The 16,253-nt window shown below is 64.1% G+C and carries 18 protein-coding genes; 6 read left to right on the forward strand and 12 right to left on the reverse strand.

Annotated elements, in window-relative coordinates; genetic code table 11:
* Positions 1–17: 17 nt before the first annotated feature.
* Complete coding sequence (locus K9L28_01880; GenBank protein ID MCF7935084.1) at positions 18–560, forward strand: Lrp/AsnC family transcriptional regulator; 543 nt, start codon at positions 18–20, stop codon at positions 558–560.
* On the opposite strand, the gene K9L28_01885 is transcribed toward K9L28_01880, so the two are convergent.
* The 3 genes from K9L28_01885 to K9L28_01895 are packed head-to-tail and all read right to left on the reverse strand — an operon-like array spanning position 530 to position 4,879.
* The gene (locus K9L28_01885; GenBank protein MCF7935085.1) at positions 530–2,653 is read right to left on the reverse strand and encodes a hypothetical protein; all 2,124 of its coding nucleotides are present in this window, start codon (positions 2,651–2,653) and stop codon (positions 530–532) included. The genes K9L28_01880 and K9L28_01885 overlap by 31 nt on opposite strands.
* Positions 2,654–2,659: 6 nt before the next feature.
* The gene (locus K9L28_01890; protein ID MCF7935086.1) at positions 2,660–3,037 is read right to left on the reverse strand and encodes a response regulator; all 378 of its coding nucleotides are present in this window, start codon (positions 3,035–3,037) and stop codon (positions 2,660–2,662) included.
* A complete protein-coding gene (locus tag K9L28_01895) occupies positions 3,038–4,879 on the reverse strand; it encodes a PAS domain-containing protein (protein MCF7935087.1) in 1,842 nt (613 codons plus the stop codon).
* A gap of 275 nt (positions 4,880–5,154) precedes the next feature.
* Here K9L28_01895 and K9L28_01900 point away from each other — a divergent pair, with 275 nt between their 5' ends.
* The 5 genes from K9L28_01900 to K9L28_01920 all read left to right on the forward strand — a co-directional run bounded on the left by K9L28_01900 (position 5,155) and on the right by K9L28_01920 (position 9,588).
* Positions 5,155–6,105, forward strand: coding sequence for a radical SAM protein (locus K9L28_01900; protein MCF7935088.1), 951 nt, complete (start codon positions 5,155–5,157; stop codon positions 6,103–6,105).
* 88 nt (positions 6,106–6,193) lie between these two features.
* Positions 6,194–7,537, forward strand: a complete 1,344-nt coding sequence (locus K9L28_01905) for a 4Fe-4S binding protein (GenBank protein MCF7935089.1) — start codon at positions 6,194–6,196, stop codon at positions 7,535–7,537.
* Positions 7,538–7,556: 19 nt separating this feature from the next.
* On the forward strand, positions 7,557–8,087 hold the full coding sequence (locus tag K9L28_01910) for a hypothetical protein (protein MCF7935090.1): 531 nt from the start codon (positions 7,557–7,559) through the stop codon (positions 8,085–8,087).
* 111 nt (positions 8,088–8,198) lie between these two features.
* Positions 8,199–8,636 carry an arsenate reductase ArsC gene (locus K9L28_01915; protein ID MCF7935091.1) on the forward strand — a complete coding sequence of 146 codons (438 nt, stop codon included), beginning with the start codon at positions 8,199–8,201 and terminating at the stop codon, positions 8,634–8,636.
* Positions 8,637–8,775: 139 nt separating this feature from the next.
* On the forward strand, positions 8,776–9,588 hold the full coding sequence (locus K9L28_01920) for a ZIP family metal transporter (GenBank protein MCF7935092.1): 813 nt from the start codon (positions 8,776–8,778) through the stop codon (positions 9,586–9,588).
* Positions 9,589–9,598: 10 nt separating this feature from the next.
* Here K9L28_01920 and K9L28_01925 read toward each other — a convergent pair whose 3' ends face one another.
* The 9 genes from K9L28_01925 to dctP all read right to left on the reverse strand — a co-directional run bounded on the left by K9L28_01925 (position 9,599) and on the right by dctP (position 16,137).
* Positions 9,599–10,261: a hypothetical protein gene (locus K9L28_01925; protein ID MCF7935093.1), complete on the reverse strand. Its 663-nt coding sequence runs from the start codon at positions 10,259–10,261 to the stop codon at positions 9,599–9,601.
* Positions 10,245–10,961 carry a DUF4040 domain-containing protein gene (locus tag K9L28_01930; protein ID MCF7935094.1) on the reverse strand — a complete coding sequence of 239 codons (717 nt, stop codon included), beginning with the start codon at positions 10,959–10,961 and terminating at the stop codon, positions 10,245–10,247. Before K9L28_01930 ends, K9L28_01925 begins: the two co-directional genes overlap by 17 nt.
* On the reverse strand, positions 10,958–11,245 hold the full coding sequence (locus K9L28_01935; GenBank protein MCF7935095.1) for a monovalent cation/H(+) antiporter subunit G: 288 nt from the start codon (positions 11,243–11,245) through the stop codon (positions 10,958–10,960). The genes K9L28_01930 and K9L28_01935 overlap by 4 nt, the downstream gene beginning before the upstream one ends.
* On the reverse strand, positions 11,242–11,496 hold the full coding sequence (locus tag K9L28_01940) for a hypothetical protein (GenBank protein ID MCF7935096.1): 255 nt from the start codon (positions 11,494–11,496) through the stop codon (positions 11,242–11,244). The genes K9L28_01935 and K9L28_01940 overlap by 4 nt, the downstream gene beginning before the upstream one ends.
* The gene (locus K9L28_01945) at positions 11,493–11,882 is read right to left on the reverse strand and encodes a Na+/H+ antiporter subunit E (protein MCF7935097.1); all 390 of its coding nucleotides are present in this window, start codon (positions 11,880–11,882) and stop codon (positions 11,493–11,495) included. The genes K9L28_01940 and K9L28_01945 overlap by 4 nt, the downstream gene beginning before the upstream one ends.
* Complete coding sequence (locus K9L28_01950) at positions 11,879–13,312, reverse strand: hypothetical protein (GenBank protein ID MCF7935098.1); 1,434 nt, start codon at positions 13,310–13,312, stop codon at positions 11,879–11,881. The genes K9L28_01945 and K9L28_01950 overlap by 4 nt, the downstream gene beginning before the upstream one ends.
* 13 nt (positions 13,313–13,325) lie before the next feature.
* Positions 13,326–13,679, reverse strand: a complete 354-nt coding sequence (locus K9L28_01955; protein MCF7935099.1) for a cation:proton antiporter subunit C — start codon at positions 13,677–13,679, stop codon at positions 13,326–13,328.
* Positions 13,680–13,927: 248 nt separating this feature from the next.
* On the reverse strand, positions 13,928–15,013 hold the full coding sequence (locus tag K9L28_01960) for an NAD/NADP octopine/nopaline dehydrogenase family protein (protein MCF7935100.1): 1,086 nt from the start codon (positions 15,011–15,013) through the stop codon (positions 13,928–13,930).
* 92 nt (positions 15,014–15,105) lie between these two features.
* Complete coding sequence (gene dctP, locus K9L28_01965; GenBank protein MCF7935101.1) at positions 15,106–16,137, reverse strand: TRAP transporter substrate-binding protein DctP; 1,032 nt, start codon at positions 16,135–16,137, stop codon at positions 15,106–15,108.
* Positions 16,138–16,253: the final 116 nt, after the last annotated feature.

The following is a 16,253-nucleotide window of genomic DNA, read 5'->3' on the forward strand; positions in this document are numbered from 1 at the left end:
GGGAGGGAGGAGCATTGATGAAAAGGTACGAAGCCGACGAGGTGGACATACAGATCCTTTCGGAACTGCGGAAGGACAGCCGCATTACGCTCCGGCGACTGGCGGAAACGGTCAATCTCTCCGCTCCAACTGCCCGGGCCCGTCTGCAGAACCTGGAGATCACCGGGATCATCAAACGGTACACGGTCATTGTGGACTATGAGAGGCTGGGGTATCCGATCCAGGCCTTTGTCCTGCTGCAGGGGGTTCGCAGGAGCATCGACCACAACGAACTCCTGGCGTGTTTCGAGACCACCCCGGAGATCATCCACTGGTACGGCCTGGCCGGCGGGAAGGACTATCTGCTCTTTCTCATCGCCGATTCCTCACAGGCGCTGAAGGAGCATCTGATCACACTGCGGGAGCTCGGCGCCACCTCCACCTTTGTCGCACTGGACGGCACCTTCGGCAGCGGATTCCCCACAAAACCGCGCCGGCCCTGGGAGGAGGAACCGCCTGCGGGATATCGGATAGATGACGAGGATCAGGATCACTCCGAGGGCGACGGCTCGCCGAGGTAGAAGAAAAAGGCCGCCCCTTCACCGGCTTCTCCCTCTGCCCACACCCTGCCCCCGTGGCGCGTGACGATGCGCTGCACTGTGGCGAGTCCGATCCCGTCGCCGGGGAACTGACGTGGGCTGTGGAGGCGCTGGAAGGGCTGGAAGAGTTTGTGGGCCTGTTCCCCGTCGAATCCCGCCCCGTTGTCGCGGACGTAGTACACACTCCGTCCTTCCTGTCGCTCGACGCCACACTCCACATGGGGCGCACGGACACCTCGGGTGAACTTCCAGGCGTTCCCGAGGAGGTTCTCGTAGAGGACCCTGAGCAACCCGTGGTCTCCGAAGGCCGTCATCCCAGGCTGGACCGCAATCCCCACCTCCCGCTCGGGTTCCGCGCTACGCAGTGTCTCCGCAACCCCCTCGATAAGCGACGAGAGATCCACCTGCTGCCGCTCCATCTCGCTGCGGCTCAATCGAGACAGCATGAGCAGACTGGAGATCAGATGCTCCATACGTTCCACGCCCTCCCGAATGCGGCGCAGGAAGTGCTCCCCCCGCTGGTCCAGGCGGGAACCGTACTCCCTTTCCAGAAAGGAACCGAACCCGCCGATGCTGCGCAGGGGCGCCCGCAGGTCGTGGGAGACAGCGTAGACAAAGGCCTCCAGCTCGCCGTTGGTCGTCTCGAGCGCCGCGGTCCGCTCCTCCACCAGCTGCTCCAGCCGTTCCCGGTAGCTCGCCAGCTCCGTCTCGGCGGCCTGCCGCTGCCGCTCCTGCTCCCGGCTGTAGAGGGCGAAGGCGAGGTCGCCGGCCAGTTCGGCCACCAGGTTGTGTTCCTCGCTGTCGTTTTTCAGCTGGGGCGGCAGCGAGAGACCGAGGACCCCGAAACGCCTGTCCCGGTGCTCCAGGGGTGCGGCGATGTCACAGCAATGGAGACCGTCGCCGTCATGGGCGGAGTCGCGACAGCTCATCCGCTCCAGGGGCACCACCCCATCCCGAGAGGCCGCAGGGGCTCCCTCCAGACAGGACAGCAGCCATGCACCCATGCCCTCGTCAACGGAGGAACCTGTTTCATCGGAGACATCCGAGCCGGCGACCGCCTGCACCCCGCCGTCATGGCCACCCAAAACCAGCACAGCCCGCAGATAGCCGCCGTTTTCCGTGAGCAGCCGGACGGAACGGCGGATCAACCGCGATACGTCATGCTCCTTGGTGCTGAGCTGATTCACGTTCCGGATCGCCGCCAGCACCCTGTTGAGATGATGCACCCTCGCTTCCAGAAAGAGACGATGGCGGATATTGCCATCCAGGACTGCAGCGGCGATCAGCGGAACGATGAAATAGAGGTTCCGCATGAAGAGCTCCCGGTGGCTCACCTGGAGCACCGCCACCTCCCAGAAGGTCTGCCCCGGGACAGCGAAAAAGAGATGGTCCACCAGGGCATCCAGCCCCCAGAGCAGCACGCCGATGAGGATGGCGGCGCTGTAGAGCACGCCGATCTCCTTCTCGCCCACCCGGCGCTCCAGCCGGAAGATCCGCCGCAGAGGTTTCAGCGCAAGCAGGACATGGGCCATCAGCAGGAGGAGATAGGCGGTGACCACATGCTTGGCCACCACCGTGTGCACCCACTGGACAGGGACCTCATTCCAGGCAATGGCAGGGTTCCAGGGGGGAGGATTCATGGAAACAAGCAGGGGGAAGAGGAGGTAAAAGCCCAGGGTGCTGCACAGGCGGAAGGGGATCTCCACGGCAAAGGAGGAGTAGTACCAGCGGCGGGGCCACACACGCCTTCTGTCAGCCCAGTAGCCGTGCCAGACCACCCACAGCGTGAAGACGGGGACGGCGTAGAGCACCCCCCAGCCGTCGCCGCTCCAGAGGATCCACATGGTCTGACAGCCGCCGGCCAGGGCGGCCAGCAGGGCCATCCGCCATCCCCAGGCCAGGGCCACAAGCAGGGGGAAGAGCAGACCGATGAGGATGCTCACCTTGAATTGCGGCGAGTGGAAGAGCTCCAGATCGAGGAAGTTGGCGGCGAAGCCGGCTGCGCCGAACAGCAGCGCGATAAGGAAGCGGTAGCCCCTGCTTCCTTCCCGGGCGGCCTGCCGGGCGGAAGACATCGGCCGTTACCCCTCGCCCGTCAGGGTTTCGATGGCCCTGTCCAGTTCAGGGGGGGAGAAGGGCTTGTGCAGAAGGGCCGTGTTGGCGATGGCCCGCACCTCCTCCTCGATATCGGCACTGGAGTAGCCCGTAATAAAGACGATAGGGATGTCGGTAAACCCCCGGAGTTCCCTGGCCACCTCCGTACCGGTCTGTTCCCCCTGGAGGCGCACGTCGAGAAGAAGGCAGTCGGGACTGTGCTCGCGCACCGTTTCGACAACCCGGTCGCCGCGGTGAACCGAGGCAACCACCTCGTAACCGCGCTGCTGAAGCTTCATCCTGAGGTCCATCACCAGGATCGCCTCGTCATCGGCGATAACAAACGTCTGGATCGATTGCGCCATTTATACCCGCTCCTTGTAGAGACTGTCGGAAAACCGCACAGTCCAGATGGTTCCCCCCTCATCGGGGCATGTGCAGCCGAGGCTTCCCTCCATCTGCTGTTCCACCACACCGGTCACCGTCTCCAGTCCCAGGGTCTTCCCCTTCCCGGAACGCCACCCTTCGGGCATCCCCACCCCGTCATCGGCAAGGGTCAGCTCGATGGTCCCCGGGCCGTCCTTCCGGAGCGCAATGGAGATGTCTCCCCTTCTTCCATCCGGGAAGGCATGCTCCAGAGCGTTGGAGAGCAGCTCGTTGATCACCAGTCCATAGGGGATGGCCGTATCGATGGTCACCTCCAGATGTTCGCAGTCAAAGTGGAGCAGCGTCCGGCCCAGGCGCTCGTCGAAGGAACCGAGCACGAGACGGGCCAGTTCCTCGGTGTAGCCCTTGAGATCCAGCCTGGAGAGGTTCCCCGACTGGTAGAGCTTCTGGTGCACCAGGGCCATGGAATAGATCTTGCCCTCCAGCTCGTGGAGTACCGAAGACATCTCGCTGTTCTCCGTGCGTCCCCGACGCATGGAGATCATGGATGCGATGACCTGCATGTTGTTCTTCGTCCGGTGGTAGAGCTCCTTCAGCAGCACATCCCGCTCGTCCAGGGCATTGCGGAGCTCCTCCCTGCTCCGCACCTGTTCGCTGACATCCCGGGAGGAACCGCAGAGCCCCATGATGGTCCCCTCTTCGTCCCGCACCGGCACCTTGATGGTGTCCACCACCCGTTTGGTCCCGTTGACATAACGGACGAATTCGCCGCGGTCGGGCATCCCCTGCAGAACATGCCGGTCGATCTCGCGGATCTCCCGAGCCTCCTCCGCCCGAAAAAGCTCCTCGTCGTTCTTTCCGATGATCTCCCCGAGGGGCTTGCCGAAGAAGTCCTCCATCGCCGCATTGGCATGGGTATAGACACCGTCGGTATCCTTGAAAAAGACCGTATCGGGGATGGAGTCGAAAACGGCCTGCAGCTGGGCCTGCCGACCGGCGAGGCGGCGCTCCAGCTCCATCCGTTCCGTGGTCTCCACGGCGATCCCCCCCACCGCCGCGATGTCACCCCCGGACTCCCGGAGCGGAAAGAGGGTCGTGAGATAGCACCGCTCGCCGTCGTCCCTGGGCACCCTGGTGTCCACGGTCACCACATCGCCGGTCTGGAGGACATGGCGCCGCCGGGCCACCAGCTGATCGGCCACGTCGGGGGGGACAAGATCATAGGCGGTTTTGCCGATCACCTCATCCCTTCCAACGCCGTGGTGTTCGGCGAAGGAACGGCTCGCCAGGATGTACCGCCCCTCCCTGTCCGCCGCATAGATGAGCGCGGAGCTGTACTCCAGCACCCCCTGCAGCTTCTCTTCCATGCTCCGCAGGGCCCGCTCCGCTTCCTCTCTCCTGGCCCGCTCCCGGGCCTCGCGCACCTCCCGGCGCACCACCAGGGGCAGTCGGTCCAGATGCTCTTTCATTACAAAATCGCCGGCGCCGGCACGCATGGCCTCCACGGCCTGCTCCTCGCCGATGGCCCCGGAAACCAGGATGAGCGGGAACGTCTCCCTCCACGGCCGAAGCACCTCCAGCGCCCGCAGGCCGCTGAAGCCCGGAAGGTTGTAGTCGATCAAAACGGCGTCCCAGTCCGCCTGCGGACCAAGCGCCTCCCGAAGCTCCGCCTCGGTCTCCACACGGTGGTACTCCACCTGGATTCCCGCCGACTCCAGGGTGAGCACCACCAGCTCGGCATCCTCCTCGGCGTCCTCGACCAGCAGCAGCCGCAGCTCGTCCACCGCCACAGCATACGGGGAAATCGATTCTTCCTGCATTCTCTCCCTCCTCCGGGCAACAGGGAGCCCATCAATATCGGCCCTGCCCGCGATCCGGGACACGGAACCTCCACAGCATTCTGCCATACCGCAAAACCTGCTTACATAGTATACAACGAAAAGGATGCCGGCCAAAATGCGACCCCTCTTGTTTATATTGGTTTCTTGCAGCCTTCGGTCAGACAGGACATCTCTTCCGGAAGACCCTGCCGATTGACGATTCCCCTCTAAAGCGTATGATGAACATACAATCGTGTCTCTCAGAGGTGATTCCTGTGCACACATTCGGTCCCGTTCCCTCACGACGGCTTGGGAGAAGTCTGGGGATCAACAATGTCCCCGCCAAGGTCTGCTCCTACTCCTGCGTCTATTGCCAGCTCGGACAGATCGGTCGGCTCATCGCCCACCGCGAGGCCTTCTATCAGCCCGAAGACATCTACAAGGACGCCGCAGCGGCTCTGGAACGCGCCGCCGACGCCCGGGAGGAGGTGGACTACCTCGCCTTCGTCCCCGACGGGGAGCCCACCCTGGACAGCAATCTCGGGCAGACCGCGAGGCTGCTGAAACGACTCGGCACCCCCATCGCCATCATCACCAACGGCTCCATGCTGTCAGGCGAAGCGGTCCGGGACGACCTGGCATCCTTCGACTGGATCTGCGTCAAGGCCGACGCCGCCACCGAAGAGGTCTGGAAGCGCGTCGACCGACCCCATCCGGAGCTCGACTTCGCCGGCGTAGTCGACGGCCTTCGTCTGCTGGCCAAGCACTTCGAGGGGAAGCTCTACACCGAGAGCATGCTCATCGCCGGCTACAACGACGACGAGGCACACATCACCGCGCTGGCCGACCGGATCGCCGGCCTCCCCCTCGCCGGAAGCTACCTGGCGGTCCCCACCCGCCCTCCTGCGGTCGAAGGCATCACCCCGGCTCCGGACACCGCCCTGGCGGCGGCCTACGATCTCTTCCGAAAGAGGGATATCGACGTGGAGATGCTCACCGGCTACGAGGGCAACCGCTTCGCGCGCACCGGCGACCCCGCCGCCGACCTGCTCTCCATCACCGCCGTCCACCCCATGCGCGAGGAGGCTATGGAGGCATTCCTCCGCAACAATGCCGGCGCAGACACAGCGCTGCAGCAACTGCTCGACAGGGATGAGCTGGTCCGCACCACCTGGAACGGCAAGGACTACTACCTCCGCAACCTCCGGCATCTCCGGGATCGGTAATACGCCTGATACACCCTGCGGTGTCTGCGGTATAATCTTGCAGCATCATATATATCCGACAGGTCTCTACAATTTGGGGGGAATGGGTATGCGCACATCAGCAATCCGCCACAGTGTTCTCTTCGGGTTTCTCGCGTTTCTGACCTGGGTGGGCTACCGCCACCAGCTCCTGGGCGGGGGCCGCGAGGGGGCGCCGACAGTGGATTCGCTCTGTCCCTTCGGCGGTCTGGAAAGCCTCTACTCCATCCTGACCACCGGTGAGTGGCTGCGGCGGGTCGCCCCCAGCGCCATGATCCTGCTGCTCGGCATCGTCATCATGACGCTGCTCGTCGGCCGGGTCTTCTGCGGCTGGATCTGTCCACTGGGTGTCCTCGGCGAGTGGACCGCCCGACTGGGGGATCGCCTGGGCATCCGCAAGAGGGTGCCGCCGCCGAAGATCGACCGGGCCGGGAGGGCGCTGAAATACGGCATCATGGCCGCCATCATCCTCTGGACCTGGCAGGCGGGGACACTGGTGTGGCGCGATTTTGATCCCTGGGTGGCCTACATGCACCTCAGCGCAGGCCTCGCGGAGGTCGCCGAACGGCCCTGGGCCTATGTCATTCTCTTCACCGCCGCCATCGGGGCAAGCCTCTTCGTGGAACGCTTCTGGTGCCGCTACCTCTGTCCCCTCGGCGCGGCCCTGGGGATCCTCCAGCGGTTCAGCCTCGTCAAGGTCCGCCGCACCGGCTCCACCTGTGTCCACTGCCATCTCTGCGGCACGGCCTGCCCCATGGGGCTCGATCCGGAACAGAAGGACATCGAAACCAGCCCGGACTGCATCGCCTGCGGCCGCTGCGTAGAGGCCTGTCCTGTGGAGAAAACGCTTCGCTTCGGCGCCGGCACACGTCGGTTCAGCGCCCTCTCCGTGGGTCTCGTCGGACTGCTCCTCTTTTTCGGCACCTACGGTGCGGCGAAGGTGAGCGGCATGTGGCAGACCTACTCATCGATCTCCTTCTCCGACACCTCCACAATCAACCCCGCCGAGGGCGTCTACGGCTGGATGTCGGTGGAACAGATCGCCTCGACGGTGCATCTGCCGGAAGAGAAGGTGATCGCCGTGATGCAGCTTCCCGCCGGTATCCCCCGGGATACCTCCCTGAAAGAGGTGGAAGGCGTGGACGACGAAGCAGCCAGGGAACACCTGGAAGCCTATTTCGCCGATCAGGGTAGCGGCGGTTCCCCGCCGGAGATCCCGAATCCCGACCAGATCCGCGGCTCCATGACCGCCCTGGAGGTGGCCGGCGCCTTCGGCCTCGCCCCGGAAGCAATCTTCGCAGAAGCGGGATGGCCTGCGGACGCCCCGCACGACCAGCCGCTCAAGGAGCTGGCCGCCGAATACGACCGCGATGTGTCGGAGATCAGGGATGCCGTGGGGAAACTCGTTGAGTAAGGGAGGTCCGGACCGCCCCATGAAAGGCAGGACAGGCGTCGCTCTCGGTTGCGTGTTGCTGCTTTGCTGTTTCGCGGCGATCCTTCCGCCGGCGGGCGCCGCCCGGCACGGCGGGGGCACTGACGAAAGCAGAGCCGACTTCGCCGATGTGGACGTCTCCTTCCACATCGGCGACCGGCACCTCTACAGCGGCGAGCGGACCACCATCACCGTCACGCTCCACAACGAAGGGTTCTCCACACTCCGGGAGCTCACCGTCACCCTCTACGACAGGAGGGAATGGGGATCCTCCCAGGTGTTGCACCGCACCTATCTGGAGGTGCTCAAACCCGGCGGGGAACGGGAGATCAAAGCACGCTTCCGCTCCTACCTTGAGGGGGAGCACCAGATCAGACTCCGGATCGAGGATCCGGACCGGGTCTACCTGGTGGAGCGCAAATCGATCTGGGTGGATGATCTCTTCATCCCCGGCGGCTGCCGCCTCGGCGGCACTCCCCTTCTCCCGGCGGCGCTGCTGTTGGTTCCGCTGCTTATGGTGCGGGCGCGGTAAACCGGCCCGCAGCGACAATGCTGCATCGTTACAAAACCGTAACGTTTACAGAGACTCCCGATGGTACAGTGGCCCCGGCATAGGCAGATCTCACCACAGGGAGGAATAGCGATGCAACCGATCAAGGTGCTCTTTGTTTGCGGCCACAACACCGCGCGGAGCCAGATGGCCGAGGCCTTTCTCCGGGAGTTGGGCGGCCGGGAATTCGCCGCCGAAAGCGCGGGGCTCGAGGCCGGCGAAGCGATCAACCCCCTGGCGATCGCAGTAATGCGGGAACTGGGAATAGAGATCGCCGGCAACGAGATGACCAGGGCCTTCGACCTCTACGCCGCCGGCAATCTCTACGACTACGTGGTGACGGTGTGCAGCGAGGCCCAGGCGGAACGCTGCCCCGTCTTTCCGGGGATCACCGAACGGCGCCACTGGCCCCTCGCCGACCCCGCCAAACTGGAAGGAAGCTGGGAGGAACGGCTCGCCGAAACACGACGGATCCGTGACGAAATCAAGGAGAAGGTCCACGCCCTTATCGGGGAAGCCACCGCCGACTGAATCGAGCGGGGCGTGTCTTCCGGCATTCCCCGACAGTGCTCCTTCTCGGCCGCAGGTAGCCTACGCAGCGCATCCCTCTCTGGTATACTCGCCCTAATCGGCAGACTACGCCAAGAAACCGATCCGAGGAGGGATTATGATGGCCGATCTGTTTTCCGGGATGCACCCTGTACTCCAGGCCTTCTACGCCACGCTCTTCACCTGGCTGGTCACCGCCCTGGGGGCCGCCGTCGCCCTCTTCGGGCGCGAGTTCAGCCAGCGCGTCATGGACGGCATGCTCGCCTTCGCCGGCGGCGTGATGACCGCGGCAAGCTACTGGTCGCTCCTGGCCCCGTCCATCGAGATGGCGGGGCACCAGGGGATGATCACCTGGCTGCCGCCGGTGGTGGGCTTTCTCCTGGGCGGCGCCTTCATGCGCCTCATCGACGTGGTGCTGCCCCACGTCCACCTCACCTCGCCCGCCTCGGAGGCCGAGGGACCAAGCACCTCCTGGCACCGGAGCGTCCTGCTGGTGCTCGCCGTGACCCTGCACAACATCCCCGAGGGGCTCGCCATCGGCGTCGCCTTCGGCGCCGTCGCCTCGGGACTCCCCTCGGCGACTATGGCGGGAGCCGTCGCCCTGGCCCTGGGCATCGGCATCCAGAACTTCCCCGAGGGATTCGCCGTCTCCATGCCGCTGCGCAGAGAAGGGCTTTCCAGGATGAAAAGCCTCTGGTACGGCCAGCTTTCCGGGATCGTAGAGCTTTTCGCCGGGGTCATCGGCGCCGCCGCGGTCCTGCTGATCAGGCCGCTGCTGCCCTACGCTCTGGCCTTCGCCGCCGGGGCGATGATCTTCGTGGTCGTCGAAGAGGTGGTCCCCGAAGCGGAACGGGGCGGCAATACCGACATGGCGACCATGTGCTTCATGATCGGCTTCGCCGTCATGATGTCCCTGGACGTGGCCCTGGGATAACCGGCAGGGATCAGAAGATCCACCGGTGCTCGAGGAACGCCATGGTCAACCCCCATGTCCCCAGGCCCACCTTGAGGGCGATCAGGATATTGAGCAGGGGGATCCATCCGCCGCTGAGGAGCGTGCCGTAGGCGCCTGCCGGAGGGGCGATCCCCCCACAGGTCGCCAGAGCGATCAGAAGGATCGCCGCCCAGGAGAGACGTTCGGCGGAATCCGCTGCAGGTGTTTGCAATCGGACGGTAAGGCGGTTTTGCATCCCTATGAGCGACTGAGCCACCAAAGAGGTCCCCACCGCCACGCCGGCGGCAAAGCCTCCCCCGGGCTCCAGGTGTCCGCCCAGGGCCAGAATGCAGCCGAAGAGCAGCGCAAAATAGGCAGCCCCCTTGAAGACCACCCCGACCACCGGATCGGATGACACCACATAGCTCTGCGGCGGCCTGCCGCCCCCAAGAAAATGGAGGGAGCCGAGCACGGCAACGGCAAAAACGACCACCTCGAAGGCGGTATCGTAGAGCCGGTTGTGGAGATAGATAGCGGCAACACCGTTGGGCACACCCCGCTCGGTGCTGACGAGAACGGCATTGTCTTTCCCCGTCTCCCCACAGGGATGCAGCGCGACCACAATAAAGATAAGGACCAGCGCCACAAGATAGCCCCTACGCACGACGCCCACCAAGATACCTCTGTCGCAGTTCCACCACCGTCTCCCTCCCCCCGCCCTCCAGGAACCGAGCGAAGGTCTCCCGGAGGTCGCGGGCGTTCCGGGAGACCAGCAGCACGTAGGAACCGGTCTGCACGGTTCCCGGTTCCGCACCCTTCTCAAGTCCGGCCTTCTCACGCCGGGCGCTGAGGATGTCGAACCACCGGCCATCCTGCATGACCATCACCTTGGTCTCCACAACCGGGAAGGCGGCCACATCTTCGCCTTCATCGAAAGGCGACACAAAGGGACCGACGGCGGCCTCCACAACGCCGCTCCGGAGTGCATCGAGCAGCAGCCCCCGTTCCGTAAAGGCAACGAAACGCGGACGCACCCCGCAGGAATCACCGAAAGCACGGAGAAGCTCCACCTCGTAGCCCGTAAGCGCCCTTTTGCCCTCGGAAACCAGCGGCGGCAGCTCCACATACCCCACCCGGAACTCCCCCGAAGAGGTGAAGACAATCACATAAAGCAGCGTCACCAGCAGCACACCCATCAACGCCTCCGTCACGGCCACATCGGGGGCTCCCATAAGGGCGTAGACAAGGGCCGCCAGAATCCCAAGCATCCCCCTGCCGATGATGGCGTGGAGGAGATGCCGCTGCCGCAGGGTCAGCACAGCCAGGAGGGGAAGCAGCAGAGCGACGCCGAGGACGGCCAAATCGGCAGTCACCGTCGGTCCCCCCGGTCCAGACCGCCGGAAAGGCCCCGGGCCAGCACAAAGGTGATGAACGGCCCCCACAGGAGGAGCGCCCCCAGGGCGATGCCCAGCGCAAGCCGCTCGCCGGGGAAGCGAAGCATCAGCCCACCGACAACCAGCACCGCTCCAATGGTATCGGAAACGCCGAGGTACTGGATCCGGACCACCAGGGGGCCGGGCAGACAGAAACGCACCGTTCCCCAGATCATACAGAACGTCCCCAGCGCGAGGAACGCAGCGCTCGCAACAGATATCATCCGGTGTGCCCCCGTTCGAGGAAAAGCGCCAGCACGGCGACGCCCAGGTCCCCAAAGAGCAGGATGGCCAGCGCGGGCAACGTCACCCCAGGCCGCCCCGCGAGCTGTCCCCACACGAGCAGCAACAGCGACCCCTTGATGGAAAGCGAGCCGAAGACGACCACCTTCAGCCAGGTTTCACCGGCCCTTCCAAAAAACCCGACGAGCAGCACCATCAGGGCAAAGAGCGCACCCAGAACAGCCGTTGTCATTGTTTGCCCCTCCTCCCTCTCCAGAGGACATGCACCAGCAGTTCGCGGTGCAGTCGGTTCACACGGATCACCACCGTTTTCGGTGTCAGCGTCACCAGGTAGACCCGGGAGACAATGGCCCACAGCGAATCGTCGGAGAGCCGCTCCGTGCGGAACCACCACTGGTGTTTCCGGAAGCAGACCAGGACAAGGGACTCGCCGAGCGCACGCACCACCGCCGGACACAGGCGCGCCAGAAAGACCAGCGTCCCGCCCCAGGGAAGCCGGCATCCCAGGAGCCGGTCCAGGAGAAAGCCGAATCCCACGCCGCAGAGCAGGAAGGCCCGATCCGACGTCCCCGCGAGGGCGATCCACAGCAGGATCCCAGCCGCTCCCACGGGCGTCACGGCAGCATCACCCCCAATGTCCCCGCCAGTACCAGCAGCGTCAGCCCGAGACAGTGCTCCAGCTCCTCCGGCCACTGGGGAAGCGCAAGGCGGCTCCGCCTCAGGAGAACGAGATAGAGCGACCACCCCAGGGCGATCAAGAGAAGGGATTTGAACAGAGAACCCCAGCTCCAGTACCCCACAACCGCCTCCAGCGAGACCAGGGCGCCGAAGACGAGGAGATGATGGGGCGACGGGAGACGCCATTCCGCCCTGTGGAGACGAACAGGGATGAACAGCAGCTTGGCGAAGGAGAGCGCCGTGCCCAGCGCAGCCAGGGTCATCACCGCAAGCCGCCACCCTTCCAGCCCGTTGAGAATGGCCGCTTTCGCGCCAAAGGCTCCCAGCCCGGGCAGTCCCGAGATCGCCAGGGCGCCCAGAGCCAGAGGCAGCCATCGCTCCAGCGGAATGCCCGACTCCTTGAGTCGCCCCAGGTCCCGTTCCTCCAGTGCGCCGGCCGAAAGGAAGAGCCAGGACTTGAAGAGCCCGTGGGCCAGTGCGTACAGCGCCCCTGCGGCGGGCACGGCGAGGATGAACCCCACCTGGGACATGGTGTGGTAGGCCAGCATCCTCTTGATATCTTTGGCGAAAACGGCGTAGAGCACACCGTAGAGCGCGCCCAGAGGAGCCACCACCGAAAGCATCCCGGCGGCAATGGGGGAAAGCATGGCGATACGCAGCAGCGGGATGACCCCCACCTTGACAATCACGCCGGAGAGCAGCGCCGAAACAGCGCTCTCCGCCTCGCCGTGGACCTCGGGCAACCAGAGCCCCATCACCCACACCCCGCCCTTGACGGAGAGCCCCACCACCAGCAGAGCGATCGGCACTACGGGAAGCGTGGCCACGGAATCCAGGGAAAAGCTGTTGCTGTGGCCGTAGGCGTAGAGCACGCCGAGCAGAGAGAGCATCATCCCCGCGTTGCCGATAATCAGGTACTTGATGGCCGACCAGGTCTGCCGCTCTTTGTTGCCCAGGCGGATCAGCAGAAAGGCGATGATCGTGGCGAGTTCCACCGAGACAAAGATATTGAAGAGATCGTGGCTGATAAAAACGGCATTGACCGCACCGTGGAGGAAGGCAACCAGCGGTATGCCGAGGTCGGACAATGAGGACATGCGGCGGGAGAGAACCACGGTCAGCATCACCAGTGCGCTCATCAGCACCGCAAGAAAGGCGACCCTGTCGAGGAGCAGCTCCACGCCGAAGGAACCCGAGAAGGAAAGGGAACACACCATGTGCCGCTGCAGCCCGGCGAGAGCGAGCAGCGCGTTGCCGCCGAAAAGCAGGGGGAGAGGCCATCTCCACCGAGCCCGGATAACGAGAAGAACAATGCCGAAAACAAAGGGGAGGAAGACAAAGGCGACGACACACGCAAACCCGCTGTTCACGCCAGCCACCTCCCTAACGGCGCCATCGCCGTTCGACCCGTCTGCTGTCCAGGGTGTAGTGGCGCCGGGAAAGCTGCATCACCGAGACAATGAGCAGCGCCAGGATGGAAAAGCCGATCACGATGGCCGTAACGATCACCGCCTGGGGCACGGGATCGGCCATCGTACCCGGGGCGGCCGGGGCGGCCAGGATAGGCGCCCGGCCGCCGTGCCAGGCTGAGAGCACGTAGAGGCTGATGATACCGGTACTCATGATATCCATGGCGATCACCTTCATCAGGAGATTCCGTTTGATCAGTATTCCACCCAGGCCGATAGCGATCACCGCCAGAAGAGCGATACGGACTGCGGTACAGACACCCGTCATGTTCTCCACGCCCCCTTTGCCGGATTGCCTGTTGAGTGTATCCTCTTTTGGGGTCCCCCGCAAAGGTGCGCCCTTTGCGAAAGACCCTCCCGGCGGCACCGCAGTACCGGAGAAGCGCGCCGCCTCTCCCCGGGAAGGGCGGCGCACCACCCGGCGGAATCCTCGAAGTAGAAAAAAAGACCCCCATGCGGCGGGGGCCTTTGACGGGAGACGGCACGACGGACCGATCCGGCTGGGGGACAGCCGGGTCAGTCGCCGAGCCGCAGGATCTCCTCTACGTCGAGACCGGCGATCCCGAGCTTCTCCAGCGTCGTTCCTTCCGTAAAGTAGTCCTTTTTGTGCAGCATCGAGGCGAGGGAGACGGCCATCCTGCTGACATCAGGCCTGTACCCGGCCTTCTCCGCCAGCTCTACGGAGGGAGCGACGAGCCCCGGGACATCCTCGGTGAGATAGCGGCTCCAGATACTCTGGCCGACAAGATCCTTGTAGGGCGACTCCGGGCTCTGGACATACTCGTAGATCGTGGCGGCGTCGTTCTGCCCGTAGTAGGTCTTCAGATAGGAGAGGCAGGGCTCCAGCGTCAGCCCCAGACGCTCCCCGATCTGCAGGCGCTCTTCGTCCATCCGCATCATCAGCTCGGAGACCGAAGGGGTGATGCCGTCCATATAGTGCCGGAAGGTGTCGCTCTCCCGTTCGATGGCTCCGTAGCTGAGCAGCACCGGCAGCGGGTGGAGGGTGTAGTTGATGTTCTCCAGGTCCATCTCCAGGAGGTTGCCCGCTCCGGAGTATTCGATGTACCCCTTGAAGATAGCGTTCAGCTCGTCGAGGATCGCCTGGTTGTCCGCAGATGGTGATGTGGCCACCTTCATGGCGAGCTTGCGTTTGAAGACCATCACCTTGTCGTGGGTGTGGATCCGGCAGGCGTAGGGCATGGTGGAGGTCTCGGAGATGGAGATACGGGCCGTCGAGCTCCTCTGTTTCATCATCTGCTTCAGCAGCAGGCCGCCGTAGTTCCCCGGAACGAGCAGCACATGCTGGCCGTCCTTCAGGTGGGGAATCATGGCCCGGAAGATCGGCTCGTGGGCGAAGGAGGGCACCACCACCAGCAGATAGGCGGCGTTCTCCATAGCCTCGGCGATATCCATGGTCACCGCGGCGAGCTCCCCGCCGGCTGTGATGTCGCCTTCCATATACAGCTTCCGCTCTTCACGGAGCTTCCTGTAGTCCTCGGTGGCCTCCAGCGGTTCCCACATGGACACCGGCCGGCCTGTCGCGGCGATCTGAGCCGCCCAGGCCCTGGCGCCGTTTCCACTCCCCAACACGGCAAATTTCATGGAACCTCCCCCTTCCTCTCAAGGGCTCGCTATTGAAAAAAGGGGCGGAATCCCTCCGCCCCCGGACGATGCTGCCTTTGCCGTTGCAGCGGTTACTTCTCGATGACGTATTCCTCCATGCCGCACCGCTCCATGACACCGTTGGCCCACTCCAGACCGATATCCTTCATGATCACCGGCCAGACCTGGGTGCGGACCTTGTCGGCGATCTCGGCGAGCTGGCCCTCCTCGGGGCGGACAATCTCGACACCGTAGTCGGCAAGCTTCTGCTCGTTCTTCGCCTGCTGGGGCTGGGCGTTCTCCCAGCGGCGCTCCTCGAAGGCGGCGGCCGCATCGAGGACACCCTGACGGTCTTCATCGGAAAGGCCCTCGAAGGTCTGCTTGTTCATGTAGAGGTACCACTGCTCGAAGTGGGTGTTCGCCGGCAGGTAGTAGTCGATGACATCGCGGAACTGGTTGTAGTAGCCCTCGGCGCCGGAACCGACGATCCCGTTGACCACACCGGTCTGGAGCGAGGTGAAGGCCTCGGAGAAGGGAATCGGCGTCGCCTGGTAGCCCATCGCCTGGGCGGTGAGCTGGAAGGTCTTCATCGGCGGAACGCGGACCTTGGTGTTCTTTTTCACTTCAGGGTCGTAGGGGGCGTCGCCGGGCGCCTTGCTGAGCGCCACACCGCCGAAGTAGACGGGATAGCTGGAGAGGTACTGGATGTTCTGCCTGGCAAAGAGGTCGGCGGCCACCTTCATCAGCTCGCTGCCCGTGAAGAAATGCTCCCGGGCCTCCTCCCAGTTGGTGACAAAGTAGGGAAGGTACACTATCTGAACCCGTTTGTCGGCAGCCACACCGGGAGGCTGGCAGGCCATCTCCACGGCGCCGACGCTGATCCGCTCGTGGACCACTGTGTAGTCGCCGAGCTGGCTGGCCGGGTAGACCTCGATCTTGATCCGGCCGTCGGTGTTCTCCGCCACCTTGTCGGCGAACCAGTGCAGGTCCTTGTCGATGGGCGCGCCCTGGGGACGCACGTGGGACAGCTTCCATACCTGCTCCGCCCTGGCTTCAGCGACACCGCCGACAGCCAGCACAAAGGCCATCACGACAACAAACAGAACGAGAAAACTCCGTTTCATTTACAACATCCTCCTTCTCTCTTGCAGCATCCAACCCTCAAAACAAAGGCCCTGAGGGACACAGGGATTCCGCCGTATCATGGCACTCCCCTCTCGCCGCCGTGTCACACCCCACC

It is taken from the genome of Synergistales bacterium (assembly GCA_021736445.1).
In the GTDB taxonomy this organism is placed as follows: domain Bacteria; phylum Synergistota; class Synergistia; order Synergistales; family Aminiphilaceae; genus JAIPGA01.